The sequence below is a fragment of the Bifidobacterium indicum genome (assembly GCF_036987015.1).
Classification (GTDB): Bacteria; Actinomycetota; Actinomycetes; order Actinomycetales; family Bifidobacteriaceae; genus Bombiscardovia; species Bombiscardovia indica.
In genome coordinates this window covers 1,032,026-1,053,737 of the sequence record NZ_BTXM01000001.1, presented here as the reverse complement: position 1 = coordinate 1,053,737, position 21,712 = coordinate 1,032,026, and the positions used below count along the sequence as shown (strand labels likewise).

The 21,712-nt window shown below is 62.7% G+C and carries 31 protein-coding genes; 29 read left to right on the top strand and 2 right to left on the bottom strand.

Features of this window, described 5'->3' with window-relative positions; translation table 11 throughout:
• The first annotated feature begins 47 nt into the window (after positions 1-47).
• From ssb to AACP59_RS04510, 12 genes are all read left to right on the top strand, one after another.
• Positions 48-515 (top strand): single-stranded DNA-binding protein, encoded by a 468-nt coding sequence (ssb, locus tag AACP59_RS04565; protein ID WP_339350948.1) that lies wholly within the window; start codon positions 48-50, stop codon positions 513-515.
• 120 nt (positions 516-635) lie between these two features.
• Positions 636-1,058 carry a hypothetical protein gene (locus AACP59_RS04560; protein ID WP_339350950.1) on the top strand — a complete coding sequence of 141 codons (423 nt, stop codon included), beginning with the start codon at positions 636-638 and terminating at the stop codon, positions 1,056-1,058.
• The gene (locus tag AACP59_RS04555; protein ID WP_339350951.1) at positions 1,051-1,194 is read left to right on the top strand and encodes a hypothetical protein; all 144 of its coding nucleotides are present in this window, start codon (positions 1,051-1,053) and stop codon (positions 1,192-1,194) included. Before AACP59_RS04560 ends, AACP59_RS04555 begins: the two co-directional genes overlap by 8 nt.
• Complete coding sequence (locus tag AACP59_RS04550; protein ID WP_339350953.1) at positions 1,191-1,679, top strand: SAM-dependent methyltransferase; 489 nt, start codon at positions 1,191-1,193, stop codon at positions 1,677-1,679. Before AACP59_RS04555 ends, AACP59_RS04550 begins: the two co-directional genes overlap by 4 nt.
• A 374-nt stretch (positions 1,680-2,053) precedes the next feature.
• Entirely contained in the window at positions 2,054-2,935 is an 882-nt protein-coding gene (locus tag AACP59_RS04545; protein ID WP_339350955.1) for a hypothetical protein, read from the top strand.
• Positions 2,932-3,441, top strand: coding sequence for a hypothetical protein (locus AACP59_RS04540; RefSeq protein WP_339350956.1), 510 nt, complete (start codon positions 2,932-2,934; stop codon positions 3,439-3,441). Before AACP59_RS04545 ends, AACP59_RS04540 begins: the two co-directional genes overlap by 4 nt.
• Complete coding sequence (locus AACP59_RS04535) at positions 3,438-3,701, top strand: hypothetical protein (RefSeq protein WP_339350958.1); 264 nt, start codon at positions 3,438-3,440, stop codon at positions 3,699-3,701. Before AACP59_RS04540 ends, AACP59_RS04535 begins: the two co-directional genes overlap by 4 nt.
• Entirely contained in the window at positions 3,698-4,084 is a 387-nt protein-coding gene (locus AACP59_RS04530; protein WP_339350960.1) for a hypothetical protein, read from the top strand. The genes AACP59_RS04535 and AACP59_RS04530 overlap by 4 nt, the downstream gene beginning before the upstream one ends.
• Before the next feature lie 52 nt (positions 4,085-4,136).
• A complete protein-coding gene (locus AACP59_RS04525) occupies positions 4,137-4,499 on the top strand; it encodes a hypothetical protein (RefSeq protein WP_339350962.1) in 363 nt (120 codons plus the stop codon).
• Positions 4,496-4,657 carry a hypothetical protein gene (locus tag AACP59_RS04520; protein WP_339350963.1) on the top strand — a complete coding sequence of 54 codons (162 nt, stop codon included), beginning with the start codon at positions 4,496-4,498 and terminating at the stop codon, positions 4,655-4,657. Before AACP59_RS04525 ends, AACP59_RS04520 begins: the two co-directional genes overlap by 4 nt.
• Positions 4,658-4,676: 19 nt before the next feature.
• Positions 4,677-4,871 carry a hypothetical protein gene (locus AACP59_RS04515; protein ID WP_339350964.1) on the top strand — a complete coding sequence of 65 codons (195 nt, stop codon included), beginning with the start codon at positions 4,677-4,679 and terminating at the stop codon, positions 4,869-4,871.
• Positions 4,861-5,613: a hypothetical protein gene (locus AACP59_RS04510; RefSeq protein WP_339350966.1), complete on the top strand. Its 753-nt coding sequence runs from the start codon at positions 4,861-4,863 to the stop codon at positions 5,611-5,613. Before AACP59_RS04515 ends, AACP59_RS04510 begins: the two co-directional genes overlap by 11 nt.
• Positions 5,614-6,176: 563 nt before the next feature.
• On the opposite strand, the gene AACP59_RS04505 is transcribed toward AACP59_RS04510, so the two are convergent.
• Together AACP59_RS04505 and AACP59_RS04500 are read right to left on the bottom strand one after the other, a co-directional pair.
• A complete protein-coding gene (locus AACP59_RS04505) occupies positions 6,177-6,374 on the bottom strand; it encodes a helix-turn-helix transcriptional regulator (protein ID WP_339350967.1) in 198 nt (65 codons plus the stop codon).
• On the bottom strand, positions 6,371-6,514 hold the full coding sequence (locus tag AACP59_RS04500) for a hypothetical protein (protein WP_339350968.1): 144 nt from the start codon (positions 6,512-6,514) through the stop codon (positions 6,371-6,373). The genes AACP59_RS04505 and AACP59_RS04500 overlap by 4 nt, the downstream gene beginning before the upstream one ends.
• 338 nt (positions 6,515-6,852) lie before the next feature.
• Between AACP59_RS04500 and AACP59_RS09620 the strand changes: the two genes are divergently transcribed.
• From AACP59_RS09620 to AACP59_RS04420, 17 genes are all read left to right on the top strand, one after another.
• Positions 6,853-7,203, top strand: coding sequence for a DUF8602 domain-containing protein (locus tag AACP59_RS09620; RefSeq protein WP_502260905.1), 351 nt, complete (start codon positions 6,853-6,855; stop codon positions 7,201-7,203).
• A gap of 362 nt (positions 7,204-7,565) precedes the next feature.
• On the top strand, positions 7,566-8,075 hold the full coding sequence (locus AACP59_RS04495; protein ID WP_339351007.1) for a hypothetical protein: 510 nt from the start codon (positions 7,566-7,568) through the stop codon (positions 8,073-8,075).
• A gap of 6 nt (positions 8,076-8,081) precedes the next feature.
• On the top strand, positions 8,082-9,737 hold the full coding sequence (locus AACP59_RS04490; protein ID WP_339350970.1) for a terminase large subunit domain-containing protein: 1,656 nt from the start codon (positions 8,082-8,084) through the stop codon (positions 9,735-9,737).
• The gene (locus AACP59_RS04485; RefSeq protein ID WP_339350971.1) at positions 9,709-11,184 is read left to right on the top strand and encodes a phage portal protein; all 1,476 of its coding nucleotides are present in this window, start codon (positions 9,709-9,711) and stop codon (positions 11,182-11,184) included. Before AACP59_RS04490 ends, AACP59_RS04485 begins: the two co-directional genes overlap by 29 nt.
• Positions 11,072-12,079 (top strand): hypothetical protein, encoded by a 1,008-nt coding sequence (locus tag AACP59_RS04480; RefSeq protein ID WP_339350973.1) that lies wholly within the window; start codon positions 11,072-11,074, stop codon positions 12,077-12,079. Before AACP59_RS04485 ends, AACP59_RS04480 begins: the two co-directional genes overlap by 113 nt.
• A gap of 80 nt (positions 12,080-12,159) precedes the next feature.
• Entirely contained in the window at positions 12,160-12,711 is a 552-nt protein-coding gene (locus AACP59_RS04475) for a hypothetical protein (RefSeq protein WP_339350974.1), read from the top strand.
• A 19-nt stretch (positions 12,712-12,730) separates the two neighbouring features.
• Positions 12,731-13,708: a major capsid protein gene (locus AACP59_RS04470; protein ID WP_339350976.1), complete on the top strand. Its 978-nt coding sequence runs from the start codon at positions 12,731-12,733 to the stop codon at positions 13,706-13,708.
• Complete coding sequence (locus tag AACP59_RS04465; protein ID WP_339350978.1) at positions 13,705-13,881, top strand: hypothetical protein; 177 nt, start codon at positions 13,705-13,707, stop codon at positions 13,879-13,881. Before AACP59_RS04470 ends, AACP59_RS04465 begins: the two co-directional genes overlap by 4 nt.
• Complete coding sequence (locus AACP59_RS04460; protein ID WP_339350980.1) at positions 13,881-14,324, top strand: Gp19/Gp15/Gp42 family protein; 444 nt, start codon at positions 13,881-13,883, stop codon at positions 14,322-14,324. Before AACP59_RS04465 ends, AACP59_RS04460 begins: the two co-directional genes overlap by 1 nt.
• A gap of 8 nt (positions 14,325-14,332) precedes the next feature.
• Positions 14,333-14,764, top strand: coding sequence for a DUF6093 family protein (locus AACP59_RS04455; RefSeq protein ID WP_339350982.1), 432 nt, complete (start codon positions 14,333-14,335; stop codon positions 14,762-14,764).
• Positions 14,764-15,135 (top strand): hypothetical protein, encoded by a 372-nt coding sequence (locus tag AACP59_RS04450; protein ID WP_339350984.1) that lies wholly within the window; start codon positions 14,764-14,766, stop codon positions 15,133-15,135. Before AACP59_RS04455 ends, AACP59_RS04450 begins: the two co-directional genes overlap by 1 nt.
• A complete protein-coding gene (gene gp17, locus AACP59_RS04445) occupies positions 15,132-15,527 on the top strand; it encodes a tail completion protein gp17 (protein WP_339350985.1) in 396 nt (131 codons plus the stop codon). The genes AACP59_RS04450 and gp17 overlap by 4 nt, the downstream gene beginning before the upstream one ends.
• Positions 15,528-15,605: 78 nt before the next feature.
• Complete coding sequence (locus AACP59_RS04440) at positions 15,606-16,154, top strand: phage tail tube protein (RefSeq protein ID WP_339350987.1); 549 nt, start codon at positions 15,606-15,608, stop codon at positions 16,152-16,154.
• 92 nt (positions 16,155-16,246) lie between these two features.
• On the top strand, positions 16,247-16,717 hold the full coding sequence (locus tag AACP59_RS04435; protein ID WP_339350988.1) for a hypothetical protein: 471 nt from the start codon (positions 16,247-16,249) through the stop codon (positions 16,715-16,717).
• A 95-nt stretch (positions 16,718-16,812) separates the two neighbouring features.
• Positions 16,813-17,082 carry a hypothetical protein gene (locus tag AACP59_RS04430; RefSeq protein WP_339350989.1) on the top strand — a complete coding sequence of 90 codons (270 nt, stop codon included), beginning with the start codon at positions 16,813-16,815 and terminating at the stop codon, positions 17,080-17,082.
• A gap of 12 nt (positions 17,083-17,094) precedes the next feature.
• Positions 17,095-20,847 (top strand): phage tail tape measure protein, encoded by a 3,753-nt coding sequence (locus AACP59_RS04425; RefSeq protein ID WP_339350991.1) that lies wholly within the window; start codon positions 17,095-17,097, stop codon positions 20,845-20,847.
• Positions 20,844-21,710: a hypothetical protein gene (locus tag AACP59_RS04420; RefSeq protein WP_339350993.1), complete on the top strand. Its 867-nt coding sequence runs from the start codon at positions 20,844-20,846 to the stop codon at positions 21,708-21,710. Before AACP59_RS04425 ends, AACP59_RS04420 begins: the two co-directional genes overlap by 4 nt.
• Positions 21,711-21,712 lie beyond the last annotated feature (2 nt).

Sequence of the window (21,712 nt, the reverse complement as noted above, 5' to 3'; positions counted from 1 at the left end):
ACCAAAGACAACCCATTTACTTTCAAATCACCTATAGGGAGGGCCTGATGGCCGCAGATATCGAGATTGTAGGCAACGCCGGCGGAGAGCCGGAGACAGTGACATTCCAGAATGGAGGATCCGCCACGACGGTGAGTGTGGCCGTCAACCAGGGTTACATGGACAAGCAGTCCCGACAGTGGGTGGACCAGGGTACGGCCTGGTTCCGGGTGACCCTGTACAGCGACCAGGCCAAGCAGCAGGCCCAGTTCATTCGTAAGGGTGTGAAGCTGATCGTGACGGGCGGGCTGAAGATGCGCGAGTACCAGGATCGTCAGGGTCAGCAGCGGCAGTCGCTCGACTTGCAGGCCCGGCATGTGGGCATCATCCACACGGAGCAGCGCAACGGCCAAGGCCAGCAGCAGGGCGACTTCAACCGCCAGCAGCCTGTGTCCAATGGTTTCTCGGCTCCTACCCCCGGCGCTACGGCGCAGGACCCGTGGGGAGGTGACCACAATGCGGACCCTGTCTTTTGATCCTTACGCGGGTGTGGAGTCTCCTCCTGAGCCTGACCATACGTGCCCGCTCTGCGGGGGAGCGGTAAGCCCGTCCGGTCATTGCATGGGCTGTGACTGGTCTGCATGGGGGGCGGTCGCATGAGCCGTAATCGCAAGAGCGCCAAGCGTGCTGGTGCGGATATGGAGACCGCTACGGCGTCCTATCTGGCCTGGGGTCTTGATGATCCGAGGGTGGAGAGACGCCACCTGTCCGGGTCCCAGGACCGGGGAGACATCAATGGCATCATGCATGACCAGCATCGGGTGGTCATCGAGTGCAAGAATACGGCCCGCATGGACATCCCCAAGCATCTTGACCAGGCGCAGAAGGAGGCCATGCACGATGGCGCTACATTCTGGGCCGTCGTGCAGAAGCGGCGCGGGATCGGTATCGATTCAAGGGAGACGGTGGGCCAGCAGCTGGTCTACATGACCTTGGAGCAGTATGCACTGCTCCTCAACCACGGGCAGCCATTGGGCCCGGACCAGGACATCGAAGACGAAAGGGAAGACGATGACTGAGTATCAGGAGGAATGGCGTTATTTGCGCAGTGAAGACAAGCATGCCCTCGCCCTGGCTCCCAGGTTCCGCATCCTATCGGTCCTGGGCTGGAGCATCGTCATCTGCCGCGACTCCAAGGAGGATGACAAGCGATGAGTGATCCTATGGTGTTGGACCCGGCGTCTGGTGGCCGGATGATGTACTTCGACAAGCAGGACCCTCGTGTGCTTTTCGGTGATATCCGTGACGAGTCTTGGGAGCTGTGCGACGGGCGTCGGTTCGATGTACACCCTGACAGGCTCATGGACTATCGCCACCTGCCTTTCCCGGACGGGTCCTACCGTCTTGTGGTCTTCGACCCTCCCCATCTGGAGCGTGGCGGGGACAAGAGCTACATGGTCAAGAAGTACGGCAGGCTGTCCGCTGACTGGAGGGAAGGCTTGGAGCAGGGTTTCTCCGAGTGTTTCCGAGTCCTGGAGATTGGCGGTGTGCTGATCTTCAAGTGGAACGAGACCCAGATACCGGTCAGGGAGATCCTCGCCTGCACAAATCGGAAGCCCTTGTTCGGCAACCGGCAGCCCAAGCAGACCGGCACGCACTGGATCGTATGGGTCAAGGAGGCGTCTCATGACGTGGCTTGACCCGCCTGCCCTGGTGATCGCCCGGCAGCTTCGTGAGCCTGTCAGCCGCCGCCGGTACACGCGCCGTTTGCATGACCTGGACCCTGTTCATGGCGGGCACAGGTCCAAAGAAGACCTGGAGCTCCTGCACCGGAAACCCCGTGACACATTCAGATTCCCAGGCATGGCCCGCTCGATCGAGGATCTGCGCGGGGAGCGCTTCGGGATGCTCACCGTGCTCGGCTACTGGGGGCACCGGGGCAGGACGGTCATGTGGACGTGTCGGTGCGACTGCGGGCAGGTCAAGACGATCGCCGGCACGAATCTCGCGAGCGGGGCAACACGGTCCTGCAGGTGCCAGCGGGGACCAGGAATCAAACGGAAAGGAGGACAAAATGGTGTGGTTCAAGGTCGATGACCGACTGCCCATGAACCGGAAAATGGCGGGAGTGAGCCTGGCTGCCGTCGGCCTTTGGGTCGAGGGAGGCTCCTGGGCGAGTGGCGCTCAGACGGGCGGAACCATCCCGAAGCAATTGCTTCGTTTGCTTCACGTCGAATCGAGCGAAAAGCAGGCCGATGAACTCGTCGCCGCAGGATTGTGGGAGGACGAGGGTGACCAGTGGCGCATCCACGACTTCTTCGACTACAACCCGACCGCGAAGGAGATTGAGGACCTGAAAGCCAGTCGTTCCAAGGCTGGACGGAGCGGCGGTCTGAAATCTGGGGAGTCGAGACGAAGCAAACGCGAAGCAAATCGTGAAGCAAAATCGAAGCAAAATCGAAGCAAACCGCGAAGCAAAAACGAAGCCGTACCCGTACCCGTACCTTATATATCTACTAACGTAGATATATCCCCTAAACCCCCAACGGGGGTTGAGAGCGACGAGGAGCAGATCCGGGAACCATCATCGGAGCCTACCGTCGAGTTCACCCAGTTCTGGTCGCTCTACCCGAATCACGATTACGAGGATGCCGCCGTAAGGGAGTTCCGCAGGGTGCGCCGTCAGCGCGTCAGCCTGCCAGCACTCCTCCAGGGAGCCCAGATGCTCCGGGACGAGCACAGGGACCCCAGGTACATCCCGGCCGCATCCAAGTGGCTGCATGACGGGGGATGGAAGAACAAACCCAAACCCAAGCAGCGGGCACCCGCGTCATCGCCGGGCATGAGCAAGTCGCAGCAGAACCTCCTCCACAATCAGCAGGTCGTGGAGAGGATCATCGCCCAGGAACGGGCGGGCACCATGCAGGATACGGGCAGAAGGGAGCTGACCACATGAGCAAGCAGATCAAGTACGAGGATGCGGCCCTGGTCTACGCCAAGATCATGACCCACCATGGGAATGCACAGTTCGAGGATACCGATGTCCAGCAGTTCTGGCGTGAACTGGATGATGCTGTGAACGCCAATGACGCCTGGGATGCTGTCGAGGAGTTCTACGGCTCGCACCCTGGCACCGACTGGATGCGTTCTGGTGATGTGAACATCCTCACCAAGAGGATGCGGGCCAAGCGGGTCCCGGAGAACACGGAGATCGAGCGGCTCATGGACCGGGCGGGCATCGATTCGGACCATGCGACAGCCTACCGGCGCAAGCTGGTCCACGACACCGGACAAGGCGTCCCTCTGGACCAGGCCCACGCCATCGCGGTGGAAGCCTCCCAGCGGCTGGTCATCGAGGCACCCAAGCCGAAACCCAAAACTAGGCCCGTCCGGCATTTCATCGGCGGTCAGGCGAAAGCAGGAGACATGCGACTGGAAGACATGATCGGAGGAGCAGCATGAGCAAGTTTAAGGGGCCGGAGGATTGGTCCGAATGGCCGCCCGAAGAGCAGCCGTCCGAGGACAGGTACGATCTCGGCATCCGCGACGGGTACGGGATACGTGAGATGTCCCTGGTCGAGGTGGATGGCGGCATCCGTCTCACCCTCAGCGAGGGGCGTGACTTCGTGGGCAAGACCCTCAGCCCGGGCATGGCGAGGAGAGTCGGCAGGTGGATGCTCGACCACGCCGGGAATGAGTACAAGCCGGAGGAGGAATCATGATCGAGGTGGATACGCTGGCGCAAGCCATCGACGAGTCACAGTGCAGCGGGCCGGTCGTGTTGGAAGACATGACCTGGTCACTGTCCACGGCGAGCAAGGCCCTGGTGGATATCGCCATCAGCCTGCGCACGCTGGCAGGCCGGCCGCTCCCGGAGACCACTCCACGGCAGGAGGCCATCGCAGGAAAGATCAGGGAGGGCGTCACCGACCCGGAGGCGATGGCGGCAGGTTTTTGCCAAATCAGGCCTGACGGCAACTACGTCAAGACAATCACACGCAGAATGCTCTCTGACGGCGCTTCGGACCCTGACCCTAGTCCGAAAGTGAGGGCGAGACGGGAAAACGCGATGAAGGGCCCAAAGAAGAGCATATGGAGGACATGAGGCGCGAAGCCGAACAACTAGGCGAGCAGTGGGAGAAAACGAAGGAGGCGGCATGAAGACCACGACCATCATCACCGCGAAGATCAAGCCAGACATCTACAGGCTTATCGAGCAGGGAAGAAAACGCTACGAGGTCAGGGACGAGTCCTTCCACCAGGCTGACGCGATCCGGTACGTGGACGCCGAAACCGGCAAAGTGCTTGGACTGTACCGGCTAGGCCCGGAGGACGACTTCGACCGGACCCACGACCCGCTCGTCCAGAGCCTGTCGGGAGTGGATGACGACACCTTCCACAGGCTGTTTCCCAAGACGGCAGACTTCGGAATTCTCATCAAAGGAGTGGATCGTCTTCACGTCGCACCCATCCGGTCTCGAACCAGCCTGGATGCCATCTTCCAGGAGGAGGCAGCATGACTCGCGCCACACGGCAGGCTAAGGCCCTGCAGGCGATTCGCGAGGGAGCAGACGATGAGCAGATACGCCGCCAATACGGCTATCCGCAAGCGGTCATCCAAGCTATGCGCACCGCCATCAGCCATGAAGCAGCACACCAGGAAGGACCAGAATTTTGAACGACAAGGAGGGTAAGCGATGAGCGAATGGCACGGAGCAGACATCCACTTCGGCAGAGACGCGGTGTCCATCAACGGTGTGGACTTGAGCAACTGCGTGGAGGATGGGTCGGTCAAGATACTCCCACCCGTCAACGGGATGCCCATCCCAAGGCTCCAACTGACCATACTGGCCGACAAGATCACCCTCGAAAGGAGCGACAGTGGCAGGTGAATGCCCGAACGACGGGGCGGCGATGGCTGACGGGGAGATGATCTGCAAGGACTGTCAGCGGGTCCTCGCAGCCGACCTCGGCTACCTGTGCGACCGGATGGACGACCTCTACCAGGTCGCCACCAGGCAGGCCAAGCCCGGACCCAAACAGCTCGCCAAAGGCAGCATCGGTCCACGAGCCACCAATCCTGACCCGCTCAGGGAGGACGCATGGGGGTATTACCAGTACTTCCGCCAGTTCTACACGGCCCTCGTGCCGGCAGGCATAGACAGGGAGAAGGGCAGGACCCTGCTCCTGGAAGGCGTGCCCTCGCTCGCCCGCAACCGGTCCGCTCCGGCCATCCAACGCCAGATACGCCAGGCCGCGGACTCGGTCAAGCGTATCTTCGACTGGGAGGCCGAGAAGCGGCGCGGAGGCTGGTGCCAGGCATGCAGCTCAATCCTCTGGGTGCTCGACAAGTCCCAATACGCCATCTGCCCGCAATGCGGCCAATTGAACGACCTGGCCGAAACTAGACAAGCCCAGAAGGACTGGCTCATGGACTCCTACCAGGAAGGCACATCGGGCGAGATAGCCCAACTGCTCACCCAATGCGGCTGGCCCGTCACTTCAAGGGCCATACGCAAATGGGCGCAGAAAGGAATCATCGGCAGCGAGAAAGGCACTGACGGCAGAAACGTGTACCGGGTCGGGGACATCATCGCCCGCATCGAACACGACAGACCAGCGAGCGCGGCTTGACATATCAGGCCGTTCCGCTAAGATATGTTACAGTTGAATTTTAGTGTAGGGGTCGGGCAGAGATGTCCGGCCCTTACGCATATCAAGGCTTAGGCGCGAACATTGCAGGCCACAAGGCAGCCAGCCAATCACCAATAGCCGTCAGCAACTCAGGGTGCAGATACGTGGACAGCAAGAACACGATTACAAGCAAACTAACGATGATTGAGAAAATCTGAGCCTTACGCCTTTGCTTCTGCCTCTCGGCAGCCCTCATCTTGCGATACACCACCGGGCACGTCGTCCCAGGACGATGACGATGCACCGGACACTCAGGATCATACTGACACATACCACCCAGCATAGCGAGGCAAGCATGCACCAGACCAGGACCGTCGCATACGTGGTACCCCGATGGCTGGCACGCTTCTGCGAATGGCACGGCTGCTGGAAAGTGACCATCGAGGAAACTACACACTGACACTTGCCCGCAGGCTTCTTCACGTTCCTTTCCCTGCGGGCACCCAGACTTGCCCGGCCACGCCAAACCTTATTTCCCTTCACATGGACGCGAGCCGGGCGACCTACTTTCTGCGCGGCCTGCCGCCGCCGACGCCACGGCCCGGTCTGGCGGCGTTCCACGCGTCGATGGTCTTCTCGCTCCAGCCCCTGGCATGGCCCACGAGCACGTCCGGCTCGGGGAGCTTGTAGCGAGCGAGAGCGCCTTTGGTGATGCCGAGACGCTCCGCCACGTCCGTCAGGCTGAGATACCTGCGGGTCACTGCCTGCGCCCCGCGGCCAGTCCGAACCCGCCTGCCGCGAGCCCGAAGACGCCCGCCGGGATCGGGTTCCAGAAGGCGAGGGCGAGGCTGCACGCGCCGAGCGCGAGCGCGACCCATCCGAGTGTGTTGAATCCGTTCATGTTGGTTTCCCTTTGGTCTAGTCTGGAAGACCGGGGTTCCGGTTTCTACGTCTAACCGGAACCCCTTTGTCATGTCATCGTTTCCTGTTCTGGATGATGGCGATGACCGCGGCTACCGCCGACACCGCCGAGGCGATGGAGCTGATTGCCGTCCAGATGTTGTCCATTGGTTTCCTCCTTTCCGTTGACAATTACTATAATAACAAAGTATGTAAAGAAAGCAAGGGCGACACGCCGTGGGAAGCTGGGGTAGGCGGGCAGGCGGCACCAAACCGCCCCACCGCACAACCAGCCACCCACGGACCACAGCACCCAACCCCGTAGGCAGGAGGCAGGCCATGCCACTAAGCCGCTGCTCATGGCACAACTGCCCGCAACTCGTTCCACGCGGAACACGCTACTGCAAGACCCACCAGCAAGCCCACGAAGCCCAGAGAGGCACAGCCAGCCAACGCGGCTACAACGCTAGACACCAGGCCGAACGGGCCAGGTGGGTACACTACCTGGCCCAAGGCCACACCATCACCTGCGCAAAATGCGGACAACCAATCACAAGCCACGACACATGGGACCTCGGACACACCCAGGACCGCACCACATGGACCGGCCCAGAACACGCACACTGCAACCGAAGCGCAGGACAAGCCAACAGCATGAGAATGCGCGAACACTGGACACGACAACACTGACCAACAGTGCCGGCATCAGAGACGATGACATGACCAAAGGCCAAACCGAACGCGACCAGCAGACAATACAAACGCCGACCAGCAAGACGAAGGCAACAAGCACGACCACGCCGCCAGCGCAACGCCAGCCAAGCAGGACAACGCAAGCCGAACACGATTCGGAAAACACGGCGCACGGGACAAACCCGAAACCAAGAAACAACAAGACCAAACAACCCTAAAAGAACAGCGAACCAAACCGACCCGACCACCCAGGGGGGTGCCCCCTCCCAGGGGGCGGATAGACCGCCGGTGAGGTGGCTCGCAAGTGCGGAGGGTTCAAACATCGCCGGAGACGGCCCGTAGGAGACGAGGTGAGCGACATGGTGTCCGGTGGAGCCCGCGCCCGCTCCGGGCCTTCCTACGACCCGAATTCGGAGCGTTCCGAACGGCTTGGGCGTTCCTCCGGTGGTCTCTACCCGCTTGACTCGAACGGATACAGGTACAAGGCCCCCCATTTCCCTCTCGGCCCGTACGACGCCGAGGACGAGGCACGGTCCGAGCTGTGGCATGAGCGGGAGATGGAGGTGTGGAGGGGACTGTGGAGACTGCCGCAGGCGATCGCCTGGCATGATCCGTGCTACGCCTACCTTCAGAACACCGTTGCTTTGTACACGCGCCAGTTCGTGATCTGCGAGTCCTCTTGCTCGTCGGCTTCCGACAGGGCGACGCTGGCGAGGTATGCGGACACCATCGGGCTGACCCCGCAGGGTTTGAAGCTCAATGGCTGGCAGATCGTGCCACATGAGAGCAAGCCCAAGGCCAGGAAGGGGAAGACGAAGAACGTCATCTCCTTCCCGAGTTCGCGTGACCGTTTCGCTGAGATGGAGTGATGCCAGATGCCGAAGGCGCAGCCCAAGTCCCTTGGTTTCCTCTTCGCGGACTGGACCGCATGGCATTGCGTGGTCCCCAGCGGCTACGACCTGAACAAGCCCTTCGTCCTGACCGGCTGGCAGCTGCTGAACGCCGTGAACTTCTACACCATCCGTCCCGATACGGCATTCAACGCCTCGAGACCCTTGCAGGGGGCGGCTTTCAAATGGCGCAGGGGCCAGATCGTGGGCGGTCAGAAGCTGGGCAAGTCGCCTTTCGGTGCCGCTGTGGCCTGTTTCGAGGGTGGCGGCCCGTGTGTTTTCTGCGGATGGGCCAAGGGTGGTGAGGTGTACCGCTGTTCGGACTGGGGCTGCGGGTGCGGTTTCGAGTACGAGTACCGGCCTGGTGAGCCCATGGGCATGCCCAGGCGTACGGCCCTGGTGCAGCTTCTCGCCAACTCCGAGGAACAGACCGCGAACGTCTACCGGCCCTTGCAGACCATGGTAAGGAATGGCAAGCTCGATGACCTGATGAAGGTGCGCGAGGGTTTCATCCGCCTTCCCAATGGTGGGCGCATCGACCCCGTTACCGCTTCCGCCCGGTCCAAGCTGGGCAACCCGGTCAACTTCGCGCTCCTCGACGAGAGCGGCATCTACACGCGCCGCTCGGGCATGTTCGAGGTGGCCGACACCGTGCTGCGTGGCGTATCGGGCATGGATGGCAGGATGCTCGAGCTCACCAACCCCTGGGACCCCATGGATGCGAGTTTCGGCCAGGCCACGTATGAGAGCCGGCAACCGGATATCATGAAGTACTTCCCACGGCACGACAAGGACCTGGACTTCATGGACCCCAAGGACCGCAGGAAGATCCTGGAGTTCGTCTACCAGGGGTCGCCCTGGGTGAACCTGGAGGCGGTGGAGGCCACGGCTTCCGAGCTCCTGGAGCGCGACCCCGCGCAGGCCAGGCGGTTCTTCGGGTGCGAGCTGGTGCAGGGCCTGGGCTCCTACATGCCCGAGCAGCTGTATGACGGCACGATGGTGGATAAGCAGCCGCCACCGGAGGGCACCGAGGTGTGCCTCGGCTTCGACGGCTCCCAGTCCGGCGACTGGACCGCCCTGCGCGCCGAGACGCAGGACGGGTGGCGGTGGACTCCGACCTACGGGCCTGCCAAACGTCCCGCCTTCTGGAACCCGAAGGAATGGGAGGGCAGGATACCCCGCAGCGAGGTGGACGCCTGCGTGTCCGAACTCTTCAGGACGTACCGCGTGCGGCGCTTCTACTGCGACCCGCACCCTTGGGAGACGCAGGTGGACGCCTGGAGCGAACGCTACGGGGAGGATACTGTCATCGCCTGGCCCACGAACCAGGTGGGCCGCATGTATGACGCCCTGGTACGTTTCCGGGAGGACACGGCTGACGGGACCACCACGCACTCGCCGGACGCAACCGCGAAGCTGCACATGATGGCCGCCCGCATGGTCGCCAAGCCGGGCGACAAGTTCGTGCTCGGGAAACCCTCGGAGAACCAGAAGATCGACATTTCCATGGCTGACATTCTCGCCCATGAGGCTGCCAGCGACATGAGGGCGCTCGGGTGGAGTGCCGGCCAGAACAAGGTCTACGTTTTTAGCACGATGGATGGAGGCAGGCATGGCGGCAGCGGATCTATCTTCGGATGAGCAGGCTCTTGTCCGTTCCCTATACCAGCGGCTGTCCAATCTGCGCCGCACCCACAAGCAGCTCGACGACTACTACCGTGGCGCGCAGATGCTCCAGGTGCTCGGCATCGCGGTCCCGCCCCAGCTCCGAGCCTTTGAATTCCCCTTGAATTGGCCTCGGGTGACGGTTGACACGGTGGTGCAGCGACAGCATGTGCGCAGCTTCAGCCTTCCCGAGGACCCTGCTGCCAGTGACCCTCTGTGGGAGATCTGGGAAGCCAACAACATGGAGTCCCAGAGCGTCCTGGCCCATTTGGAGACCCGCGTCCAGGGGCATGGCTTCGTCACCGTGGGCGCGAACCCGGACGACAAGGCGCACCCGATCATTTCGGTGGAGTCCTCCAAGTCCATGATCGCCCGCATCGACCCCAGGAGCCGCAGGATAACCGCGGCCCTGCGCGTCTACTACGACCCTTATCAGGCGAACGCGCCCACCCAGGCGACTCTCTATCTGCCCGACTCGACCGTCTACCTGGACAAGTCAGGCAGGTGGGGTTGGACCATCACGGACAGGGATGACCATAACCTGGGGCAGGTTCCGGTCGTGCAGTTCATCAATCGGCCTCGCGTGGGCAATTTCGTGGGTGAGAGCGAGATGCAGGACGTGCTCAGGCCCACCGACATGGCGGCCAGGGCGCTGATGGACCTCCAGGTGGCGATGGAGACGCACGCCGTCCCAGGCAAGTGGGCCGTGGGACTCTCGGACAAGGACTTCATTGATGCCAGGACAGGCAAGGTGGCTGATACGTGGCAGGCGTACTACACCGCGATGACCACCTCGACATCGAAGGAAGCGAAATTCGGGCAGTTCGCGGCCAGCGACCTGAGCAACTTCAAGACGGTCATCGACCTCCTGGCGGAGCAGGTGAGCGCCGTCACCGGGCTTCCTGTCCGCTATTTCGGCCAGAATACCGCGAACCCGGCGTCCGAGGGTGCTATTCGCGCCGACGAGGTGCGGCTGGTCAAGAACGTTGAGCTTAAAAACTCCCTTGATGGTGACTCTTGGGGCGACGTGATGGCCCTGGCCTACCGTCTCGCCACCGGTGACCAAGTGGACGGTCACCGCATCCGCACCGACTGGGACGACCCGAACACGCCGACCTTCGCGCAGAAGGCGGACGCGATCCAGAAGCTGGTCGCCACCGGCATCATCAGCCGCGAGGGTGCCTGGGACGAGCTCGGCTGGTCCGGGGCCCGCAAGGACAAGGAACGCGAACGCTTCAAGGACGACGACGCGCAGGTGTGGGGCGAATACCTGAAGCCCATGGACGAGAGCGAGGCCGGTGATGAGGACCATGGCGGGACAGGAGCTGCCGGAGACGGCGGTCAAGCAGGCCAGACGGCTCAGGACGCGAAGCAACCGGCTCGCAAGAAGGATCACGCTCATATGGCGGTCCAACGCGAGTAGCGACTTCGACCAGGCCTTCTCCCTGTCCATGCCGTCCCTTTTCGCCGCCTTGGACACGGAGCAGCTCGACACCGCCACCGACGCGATAGCCACGACCCCGCAGTCTATGACCGCATTGGACGGGCACCCCCTGTACGCGCACTACAAGCCGGACCCGCGCCAGTGGGTCGGTGTGGACGGGGCCGGATACGACACCCTGGATGCCATGTGGGGCGCGGTCGTGGCCGGCAAGCAGGCGGTCAAACGGGGAGTGGACGAGCAGATCGCCCTGAAGGTCATCGAGGACGAGATCCAGCAGCGGGCAAGGACCATACTGGCCGACACCGCACGCTCCTCGTCCGCCATGTCCGCCAGGGGCCGCTACCACACGGCCACCTACGTGCGGGCGCTCACACCGCCCTCCTGCGGCAGGTGCGTCATCCTCGCTGGGAAACCCAGCGGGGCCAAGGCCTTCGAACGGCACCCGCGCTGCGACTGCATAGCCGTCTACGCTGCCAGGATGCCCAAGGGTGCCTGCGCGGACCCCCGGGAGTACCTGGACGGTCTGGACGAGAAGCAGCTTGCCCGCACGCTGGGCAGCAAGGCCAACGCCCAGGCGTACAAGGATGGCGCGGACATGAACGCCCTGGTCAACGCCTACCGGCGCAAGGGTGGGGTCGCCACCGCCCAGGTGTACGACCGGACCATCAAGTACACCACCGAGTCCACCACCAGGCGCGGCTTCGCGTCCCACAGGATGATCGACAGCGGCTACGCCAAGGACTTCGTGAAACGGGGCGGACGCTCCACAAGGGTGGACCGTCCCAGGCTGATGCCCGAGACCATCTACGAGATCGTCGGAGCCGACCATGACAAGGCGCTCCGGCTCCTGCACAACTACGGCTGGCTCGACTAGCCGTCAACCATTTTCACGACCGGGCATGCGAGGTGTCCGGCCTTTGCCATGCGAAGTGGCACCGATCAGAAGGAGAACCCATGCATCTGCGCGATCCATACCGGATGCGGATACGCACCATCGAACAGCCTGCGCCGGAAGGCCAGGGGTCGGGCGACCCGGACCCCCAGCCGCAGGACCCGCCCAAGCCCTCGCCCCCGCAGCCCAAGGCCGACGAGCCGCTGGGCGAGGGAGGCAAGAAGGCCCTCGAAGCCGAAAGGGAGGCAGCCAAGACCGCGAAGGCCGAAGCTGCTGAACTGCGGGCGAAACTCAAGGAGTACGAGGACCGGGACAAGACCGAGGAGCAGAAGCGGGCCGAAAAGCTCGAAGAGCTCACCCGGACGGCTCAGGCAAGTCAGCGCACGGCCATGCAGTACGAGGTGGCGGCCAAGGCCGGCATCCCACTGAGCCTCGCCACCCGGCTGAATGGTGGCTCACGCGAGGAGATGACGCAGGACGCAGAGGAACTGTCCACGCTGATCGGACACCAGGACAAGCAGCCGCCCACACCCAAGCCTGACAAGAGCCAGGGCATGGGTGGCGGACCCAAGCCCACAACGCTGGCGGGAGCCATCGCAGGGCATTACGAATGACCCGTAAGGAGACAACACAATGGCAGTGACACTGGCTGAAGCCAAGAACAACGCGCTCGAGGACTACGACCCCATGGTCATCGACGAGTTCCGAAAGAACTCTGAGATCCTGGACTCGCTCACCTTCGACGACGTGGTGAACCCCGCAGGAGGCGGGGCCACACTCACCTACTCGTACCGCCGCCAGGAGACCCAGCCCACGGCGGCTTTCCGTGCGATCAATTCCGAGTACACCCCGCAGGAGGTCACCACCAAGAAGGTGTCGGTCGAGCTGGCCGTCCTCGGTGGTGCCTTCGAGATCGACCGCGTGCTGGCCGACATCGGGCCCGCAGCCTCGGGCGCGGTCACCCAGCAGCTCATGCAGAAGATCAAGGCCACCACGGCCAAGTTCCAGGATGCCGTCATCAACGGCGACCAGGCCACGGACGCCAACAGCTTCGACGGCTTGGACAAGGCACTGACAGGCTCCTCCACCGAGGAGAAGGAAGCAAAACCCGACTGGACCGACATGAGCGACTCCGGGTTCAAGATTCTGGACTCGCTCGATGAGTTTCTGTCCCTGCTGGACGGCACCCCCACCGTCCTGGTGGGCAACGCCAAGGCCCTGGCACGCATCCGTGCCGCCGCACGCCGGTCCAGCGCCTGGACCAAGGACCCCGTGGAGGGGCTCATCGGGCAGGGCGGACGCCCCATCACCCGTGAGACCTACGGCGGCATCACCCTGGTGGACGCAGGCCCCAAGGCCGGAACCAACGACCCGATCATCCCCATCGCGGCTGACGGAACCACCAGCGTGTACGCCTACCGTGCCGCCCTGGACGGCTTCTGCGGCGTCTCCACCACCGGTGGCCAGCTCGTCAAGACCTGGCTGCCCGACTTCTCCACAGCCAAGGCCGTCAAGGAGGGTGAGGTCGAGCTCGGCCCAATCGGGGTTTGCCTGAAGGCCACCAAGGCCGCAGCCGTCCTGCGGAACGTGAAGGTGGTGAACGCTCAGTGACCGTCATCCACACACCCGTGGAGGGCTTCTCGGGGGAGGTGGCTGGCGTCGTCTTCGAGGACGGCGTGAATGTCACCGACCCCGAAGACCTCTCCTACTTCGAGCGGCACGGCTACTCGATAGAGGAGCCGACCAAGAAGCCCGCAAGGGGCAAGACGACCAAGGAGGGGTGATGGCTGACTACCAGCTCGCCAAATACGCCACCGTGGACGACGTGGCCGTGGACATGCAGCAGGCCATCGACCCAGGTTCCCCGCACGGCAAGCAGGTGCAGTACTGGCTCGACAAGGCCGAACGCAAGATCCGCTCCCGCGTGCCCATGCTCGACCAGTGGGCCGGGGAGGACGCGCTCTACAAGGCGACCATCAATGACGTGCTGGTCAGCGCCGTGGAACGCAAGGCCCTCAACCCCGAGGGCCTGCGCTCCGTCATGACCCAGGTCGATGACGCCAACGTGCAGCAGACCATCGACAGCACGCGCAGCGTGGGCGAAATCAGCATCCTGGACGAGGAGTGGGCGCAGCTCCTGCGCATCGACTCCGGCAGCATGAACAGCGTCCAGGCGCGTATGGACCCCTGCTTCGTGCCCCTTCCCTCATACCCCTACTGCTACTAGGAGGCAGCATGGACCCGGCAAGCATGATCGCCTCGGCCATGCCCCGACTACAGAGGGCCGCCGAAAGCCTGATGACCGACACCATCCGCATCACCCGCCCCGGAGGCATCCAGGTGGACCCTGATACGGGTGTGGAGACCACGGGCGGCACCCTTGTCTACGAGGGGCCGGGCAAGGTGCAGACCGCGGGAGGTGTGGCCGCCGAGACCAACTCCGCATCCGGAGACTCGTCCAACCTGGGCGGCGTGGTCCCCGAATGGGGCCTGTACCTGCACCTTCCCGTCTCGGTGACGGGCACCAGGGAGCAGGATTCGGCCCTGGTGGTCGAGTCCGCCGACCCGGACCTGAAGGGTAGGCGCTTCCGCCTGGTCAACCTCCAGTCCGAGAAGACGCATGCGACCGCCAGACGGTGGAACGTCAAGGAAATCAAGGAGAACTGATGGGCCAGATCGATGTGGGCCAGGTCAACGAGCTGGCCGAGAGGCTGGCGACCGTGGCCGCCCGCAAGCATGTCCTGGTGGCCGCCGCCGTCAAGCACGGCGCGCAGAACATCAAGGAGAGCGTGCAGGAGGACCTGCAATCCTCCGGCAACCGGGCCATCCGGCGAATCGGCATCACATACGAGATGAAGGAGAAAGGGACGGTCATAGAGGCCGACATAGGCCCCCGCAAGGGTGGCGCTTCCGACCTGGCGAACATCGCTTTCTTCGGCACCTCTCGCGGTGGCGGGCACCACAGGTTCTACGAGCACGGCAAGGACGAGCTGGAGCCGACTGCCAAGTATGTGAGGGAGGCGGCGAGCACCCTATGACCCCCACGAAGCAGGTCAAGCGTGTTGTCAGGGATCTCATCCCAGCACTGCCCGGCTGGACCGTGTATGACGATGTGGCGACCGGGAAGAGCCCGCCCTGGGTGGTGGTCCGGGTCAGCGAGACCGGGCGCGAGTCCGCCGAGGACCTGCACACCACCGCCAGCATGGGCATGCTCGATATCCGTATCGTCGCCCGCACGGGCGAGGCCATCGACATCATTGCGGACGGGCTCAAACCCGCCCTGGATGGTGCCACCCCGGCCGACAGGCGGGTGGGCAGGCTCGTGCCTGACGTGGACTCCGGCGTGTACGCGGCGGAGCTGACCGACCCGGACACGTCACGTCCCTGGCTGATGCGCGTGCTCACCTGGCGCTTCGGATGGAGCGCCTGACCGAACAAACCAAACCAACGGACCCCGCCATCGTGCGGGGTCTTTGCATATCCGGAACCAACCAATTGGAGGAAATCTATGGCTGATACGACCAACCCCACCGTCCCCGCCGCGACGGGACTGCCCACGGCGACCATCGAGGATGGCAACATCCTGACGATCTTCGTGCCCGGCTTCGACGGCATCAAGGACATGTCCAAGCCGACCGTGGCCGAGCTGAACAAGCCCACGAACCTGAACCTGTCCCAGTACCTGGACGGGACCGGGTGGAAGCTGAACCACACGCAGGAGATGATCAAGGACGACCGCGAGGCGTCCGCACAGGCGGGTGAGATCCCCGGCTCGGAGAAGTTCGACGGCGGATCTCTGCAGATCGTCAACAACGTGAACACGGACGAGCCGAATGCAGCCTTCGAGACGCTCCGCAAGGGCGTGCAGGGCTACTTCGTCCGCCGCCGCAACAAGACCCAGACCGCCTTCGAGGCTGGTCAGACCGTCTCCGTGTTTAGGGTCACGATCGGCATCACCACGCCGGTGGCGCACGCCGCCAACGCGCTGACCAAGAGCCAGACCACTTTCAGCGTTGCCCCCGGCTCCTACGACGAGACCGCCACCGTCGTCGCCTGATCCATCCCAGACTTCCCCCGTGCGACTCCTGCTCCTGCCGCATGGGGGACCCTTCACCCACCAGGAGCAGTCAATTTTATAAGGAGCAGATCATGGAAGTCACCGTCAAGCCGATAACCAAGACCGTGGAGATCATCACCGACCTCCAGCTTATGAGCGACATCGTGGACCTGGGCAACCAGGTCGTCGGCCAGGACAAGCCCAAGAAGGCCGACAAGGAGAAGCTGGCCGGCATGGTCAAGGATCTGGACTCTAAGACCCTGCTGCTCACCATGAAGGGCCTTACGTCAAGCCCATGGAACGCGATAGTCATCGCTCATGCGGACGTAGTCAATGACCGGGTAGTGAAGGACTTCCAGGGCTTGGTCAGGGACGCGGTGCCGCGCATGCTGGTCAAGGCCGAGTGGAAGGACGGCACGGAGGTCACTTTCGAGGATGGGGAGCTTGAGGATCTGATCGACTCGCTCACCGACACCCAGGTGGCCGAACTCGCGCAGACCGTCCAGACACTCAACACCCCCGTGAACCAGATCCCAAAAGCGGTGCGCGACCTGATCGCCTAGCGGGCAGGCTCGCACAGCATCCCGATATCCTCGCCCAGCTGCGTGTTGCCCACGGGCTGGGCATTTCCTATAAGCGCTTCCTCGGCTGGACCCCGATGCCGGATGATCCGGTGGAGTGGGACCAGGGGGAGCGCGACTGGATGATGGCGCTCGACATCTACGAATCGTCCCACAAGTGCCCCGTATGCGGTATGGACATCAGCTTCTGCCATGACGAGCATGCCGTCAACGCCGCTTTCAGCGACGCGGATGTGGAGACCTGCTTCGTCGGGGAGATGCGCGAGAAGGCCATGACCCGCTTCTCGGAGTCCGGCATCGTCGAGGCCCCGAACTCGCAGACCACGAAACTCAAACCCAGACTATGAAGAGGTGGCATCTTGGCGCTCAATGAGAACATCGTCATCAGGCTCATGGCCGACTCGACGGATTACACCGCCAAGATGCAGGCCGCCTCCGCATCCGCCACACAGCTCTCCAAGTCGCTGGAACGGCCCATGAGCACCAGCGAACGCCTCGGCGCGATGGCGCAGAAGACCGGGCTCGTGGTCGGTGCCCTCAGTGCTGCCGTGGGAGTGGCAGCCGTGAAGGCCTTCGCGGACTTCGACGCCTCCATGAGCGCTGTCAAGACCAATACGGGGGCGACCGGCTCTGAGCTGGACCAGCTCAAGCAGGCGGCCTTGGACGCAGGAGCCAAAACTGTCTTCTCCGCAACTGAGTCCGCCGACGCGATTAACGAGCTGGCCAAGGCGGGTGTGTCCACCAAGGACATCCTCAGCGGTGGCCTCCAGGGTGCACTAGACCTTGCCGCATCCGGTCAGATGGGTGTCGCTGACGCGGCAGAGCTCACCGCCAGTGCCCTGAACGAATTCGGACTGAAAGGCAACAAGGCCAGCCACGTTGCCGACCTGCTTGCCGCCGGCGCGGCCACCGCCCAGGGCGGAGTGGGCGACATGGGCGAGGCGCTGAAGATGGTTGGTGTGACCGCCAGCCAGACCGGTATGAGCATTGAGGACACGACCGGCGCGCTCACCATGATGGCCTCCAAGGGCATCACTGGGTCGGACGCGGGCACCCAGCTGCGCTCCGCCCTGATCGGGCTCACCTCAGCCAGTGGTCCTGCCAAGAAGATGATGCAGGAGCTCGGCATCAGCATGTACGACTCAGGCGGTCAGTTCGTCGGACTGGCGAACTTCGCCGGCCAGCTCCAGGACAAGCTCTCCAAGCTGACCCCGGAGCAGCGTGCCAACGCCATGGGCGTGCTCTTCAGCAACGCCGCCATGAGCGTTGGGAACACCCTGTATGAGCAGGGAGCGAAAGGTGTGGAAGGCTTCACTGATCAGGTCAACAAACAGGGCTTCGCGGCCAAGCAGGCAGCCGACCTGACAGACAACCTCAAGGGGGACGTCGAACAGTTCGGCGGCGCAGTGGAAACATCTCTGATCAAGATCGGGTCAGGTGCGAACGGGCCGATCCGTTCGGCTGTCCAGCATGTCACCAATCTTGTGACCGCCTTCGGTGACCTGCCCGCCCCTGCTCAGCAAGGCGTAATAGGGATAGGTCTGCTGGTTGGTGCTGTGGCTGGGTTGCACAAGGTGCTCGGCCCGCTCTCTCAGAGCACTAGCGGTTTCAGTAAGGCCATGAGTGCTGCGTTCGACCCGGTGCAGCGTATGCAGGGGGCGACATCCGGTTTCAGCGAGGCGCTCGAACTGATGAGAATGTCCACCAAGTCTTCGGGAGACCAACTAGCTGTACTTGGTCATAGCGCCGAAGCACCCAAGCTGCGTATGGATGCGCTCAAAGCCGCTGGCGGTGGTGTGGTAGACCTGCTTGGGGGGCCTTGGGGCATTGCTATGACCGTGGCGGGTGCAGCTCTCATCTCCTTTGCACAGCGTCATGAGCAGGCCAAGGAGCGTGTGGACAACCTGACCGAGTCCCTGAACAAGGGCGAGACGGCCACGGCTTACTTCGAGAAGACCTTGTCCGACAGTTCCGCCTCCGTGTATACGGCTTCCGCGATCGACCGGCTGACAAACGGCTATGACAATCTCTGGAAGGCCGTGGACCAGGCCGGTATCAGCCACCAGACCTATATCAGGGCCATCCAAGGTGATGCGGCAGCCACGGATGAAGTACACAAGCAGGCCGACGCCTATGCGAATTCCTTGGGCCTCATGGGCCAGATGTTCGACGGGACCAGCCATACCATTTACGGCGGTCTGGCCGAACAGCAGGGAGCTTGGAAGAAGGCGCAGAAAGCCAAAGAGGAGGACGCGAAGGCATCCCAGCAGAACAGCGCAGAGCAGACGCAGAACGCCCTCGCCACGGCTGGTCTCACCAAGGCCACAAAGGAAGGTGCGGACGCGCAGGCCGATGCGGCGGACAAGACCGCGAAGAATGTTGATGCCAACCAGATCCTCGCTGACGCTTTTGATGCCACGACGAAAGGCATAAGCAACCAGGCGAACGAACTGGGTGAGGTGATCGATGCGTTGAAGACCTACTACGGGTTCGCCATCAGCGCCTCCGATGCCGACATCTCCCTGCATGACTCCTTCGACAAGGCCACCGAGTCGATCAAAAAAAATGGGGCAAACCTTGATATAAACACCGAAAAGGGCCGGGACAACATGAAGGCCCTCAACGATGTGGCGAAGTCGGCCATGCAGTCCGCCGAGGCGCACGCCAGAGCCGGGGATGATATGACCAAGATCGGCCCCCTCATGGATGATGCCCGCAACCGGCTGGTCCAGTACGCGCAGCAGATGGGCAAGACCCCGGAGGAGGCGAACGCCTTCGCGGACTCCGTGGGGCTCTCATCGAACGCGGTGCAAGACCTTGTGAACAAGGTGCAGAAGGCCAACGGCGAACCGCTCCAACCTGTCAAGGTGAGTGTCGATAGCGGTGACGCATCCAGAGCCTTGGATGAGCTCAGCGTGAAGGCCAAGGTCCTTGAGGACGGTCAGACGATCCAGATCACCGGCGACAACAAGGCGGCCATGAAAGCCATCAGCGAGGTGACCGGAGCCAAGATCGATCCGAAGAAAGGAACCCTAGACCTTGACAAGCACCAGTATGATATTGCCCTCGCTCTCGCGAACGGGGCCACCATCAACAAAAAGACTGGAGAGATCGAGGGCAACAATAGCGATTTCTGGAAGAAGCTGGCCGAGGCGAACGGGTGGAAAATCAACCCGAAGAACTGTGTCATTTCGGCTGACGGCAAGCCTTTCAAGGTGGAGGCCGACAAGGTGGACAAGTGGGAGCCTGCCACGAAGTCCATCAAGATCACCGACGATGCGAGCAAGACGCTGGAGCGGGTGAAGCTCAAAGTCCAGACCATGCCAAACGGGAAGACCATGAGAATCACCGGTGAGAACAAGGACGCGATGCTCGCCATCCATGAGGTGACCGGCGCGAAAATCGATGACAAGCACTCGAAGCTGACGATGGACAAGCACCAGTATGATATGGCGCTGGCCCTGGCGAATGGTGCGAAGATCGATCCTAAGACCGGTCAGCTCAAGGGTGACAATTCCGACCATTGGAGGAAGATAGCTCAGTCCAACGGGTGGAAGATCGACCCCAAGACCGGCGTGATATCAGGCAACGACGGTCCTTTCCAGGCGACCAAGAAGGCTGTGGACAATGCCACCATCAAAGGTAAGAAAGTCGAGGTGGGGGCAGAAACAAGCAGCTTCTGGGACACGATCAATGGCATCCTGGGTAGGACTTTCCACATCAATATCGGTGCCACGCAGGGCAAGGCGACCGGTGGACTCATTACTGGTCCGGGGACTGGTACGAGTGACGACATCACGGCCAGGTTGAGTAACGGCGAGTATGTCATCACAGCCGACAGGGTGCGGGCGCTCGGAGTCGATTTCTTCGATGCGATCAACTATGGCGGTGCCTGGCAGCGGTATGCGACTGGCGGTTACGTGCAGAAGTATGCGGCCACTCCGGTGACACCGAACCCGGTGTCCGCCCAGCCGGAGGCGCGGATCGTGTATGAGCAGCCGGTGACCTTCAATCAGCATGTGGTCCGTGATCCCAACGCCCAGTCGGCTTTGGACGCGGCCAAGGTGCGCCACCTGACCGCTGGTCTGCTGAGGAAGGGAGGGATGCTGTGAGCACGGTGATCTTCTACGAGCAGGATGCCGACCGGGAATTGTGCCGCCTGTACGGGGATGACGGTGACCGGGAGATGATCCTGCGCGAGATCGACGGCTGGTCGGCCACGCCGGAGTCCAAGACGGAGACCACGCCACGCAAGTGGGGTGACGGGGACCACGACATCAGTCAGGCGGATATCGCCTACGGGTCTCGCACCGTGTCCTTGTCCTACCGGCTGCTGGCCGGGGACAGGCGCAGACTTCAGGGGCTGCGCGGACTGCTGGATGGGTTGACCCACCGGCTGGTGAGGATGCGTGTGGTGGACGGGGATGAGGACACCTTCCAGGTGGGTGAGGTCCTTCAGGTGCTGCCCGACAAGGCACCACAGAATCTTGCAACTCAGACGGAGACCGGTGCGGTCACGCTCCTTTTCCGCCGTCCTGAGCGGTTGTCGTGGTTGGTTCGGCGTGACCAGGTGTGGCCTGGTGGGGGCATGTCGGGTGGCTTGTCGTATGGCTCGTCCGCCGCTGGTCTTGCCTATCCGCTCTCGTATGGGGTGCTGCCTGCGTCGAGGGACACGCTGCTGCTGCGCAATGCCGGCTCGGCCACCGCCTATCCGGTGCTGACGCTGGATGGGGACCATAAGGGCAGGTTGCTGCTGGTGTGGGATGGCCGGAGCCTGGAGTGGTCTGGTGGTGTGGGTGGCCCGGTGGTCTTCGACTGCCGGACGCAGACGGTGAGTCTGGGTGGTGTGGATCAGAGCCGTGGCTTGGTGTCGCGTGCCTTCCCGTCCGTCCCGCCGGGAGGGTCGGTGCTGGTGCGGCTGGTTGAGGCCGGTGACGGGTGGCTGACCGTGGAATCACGGGATACGTACATATAAAG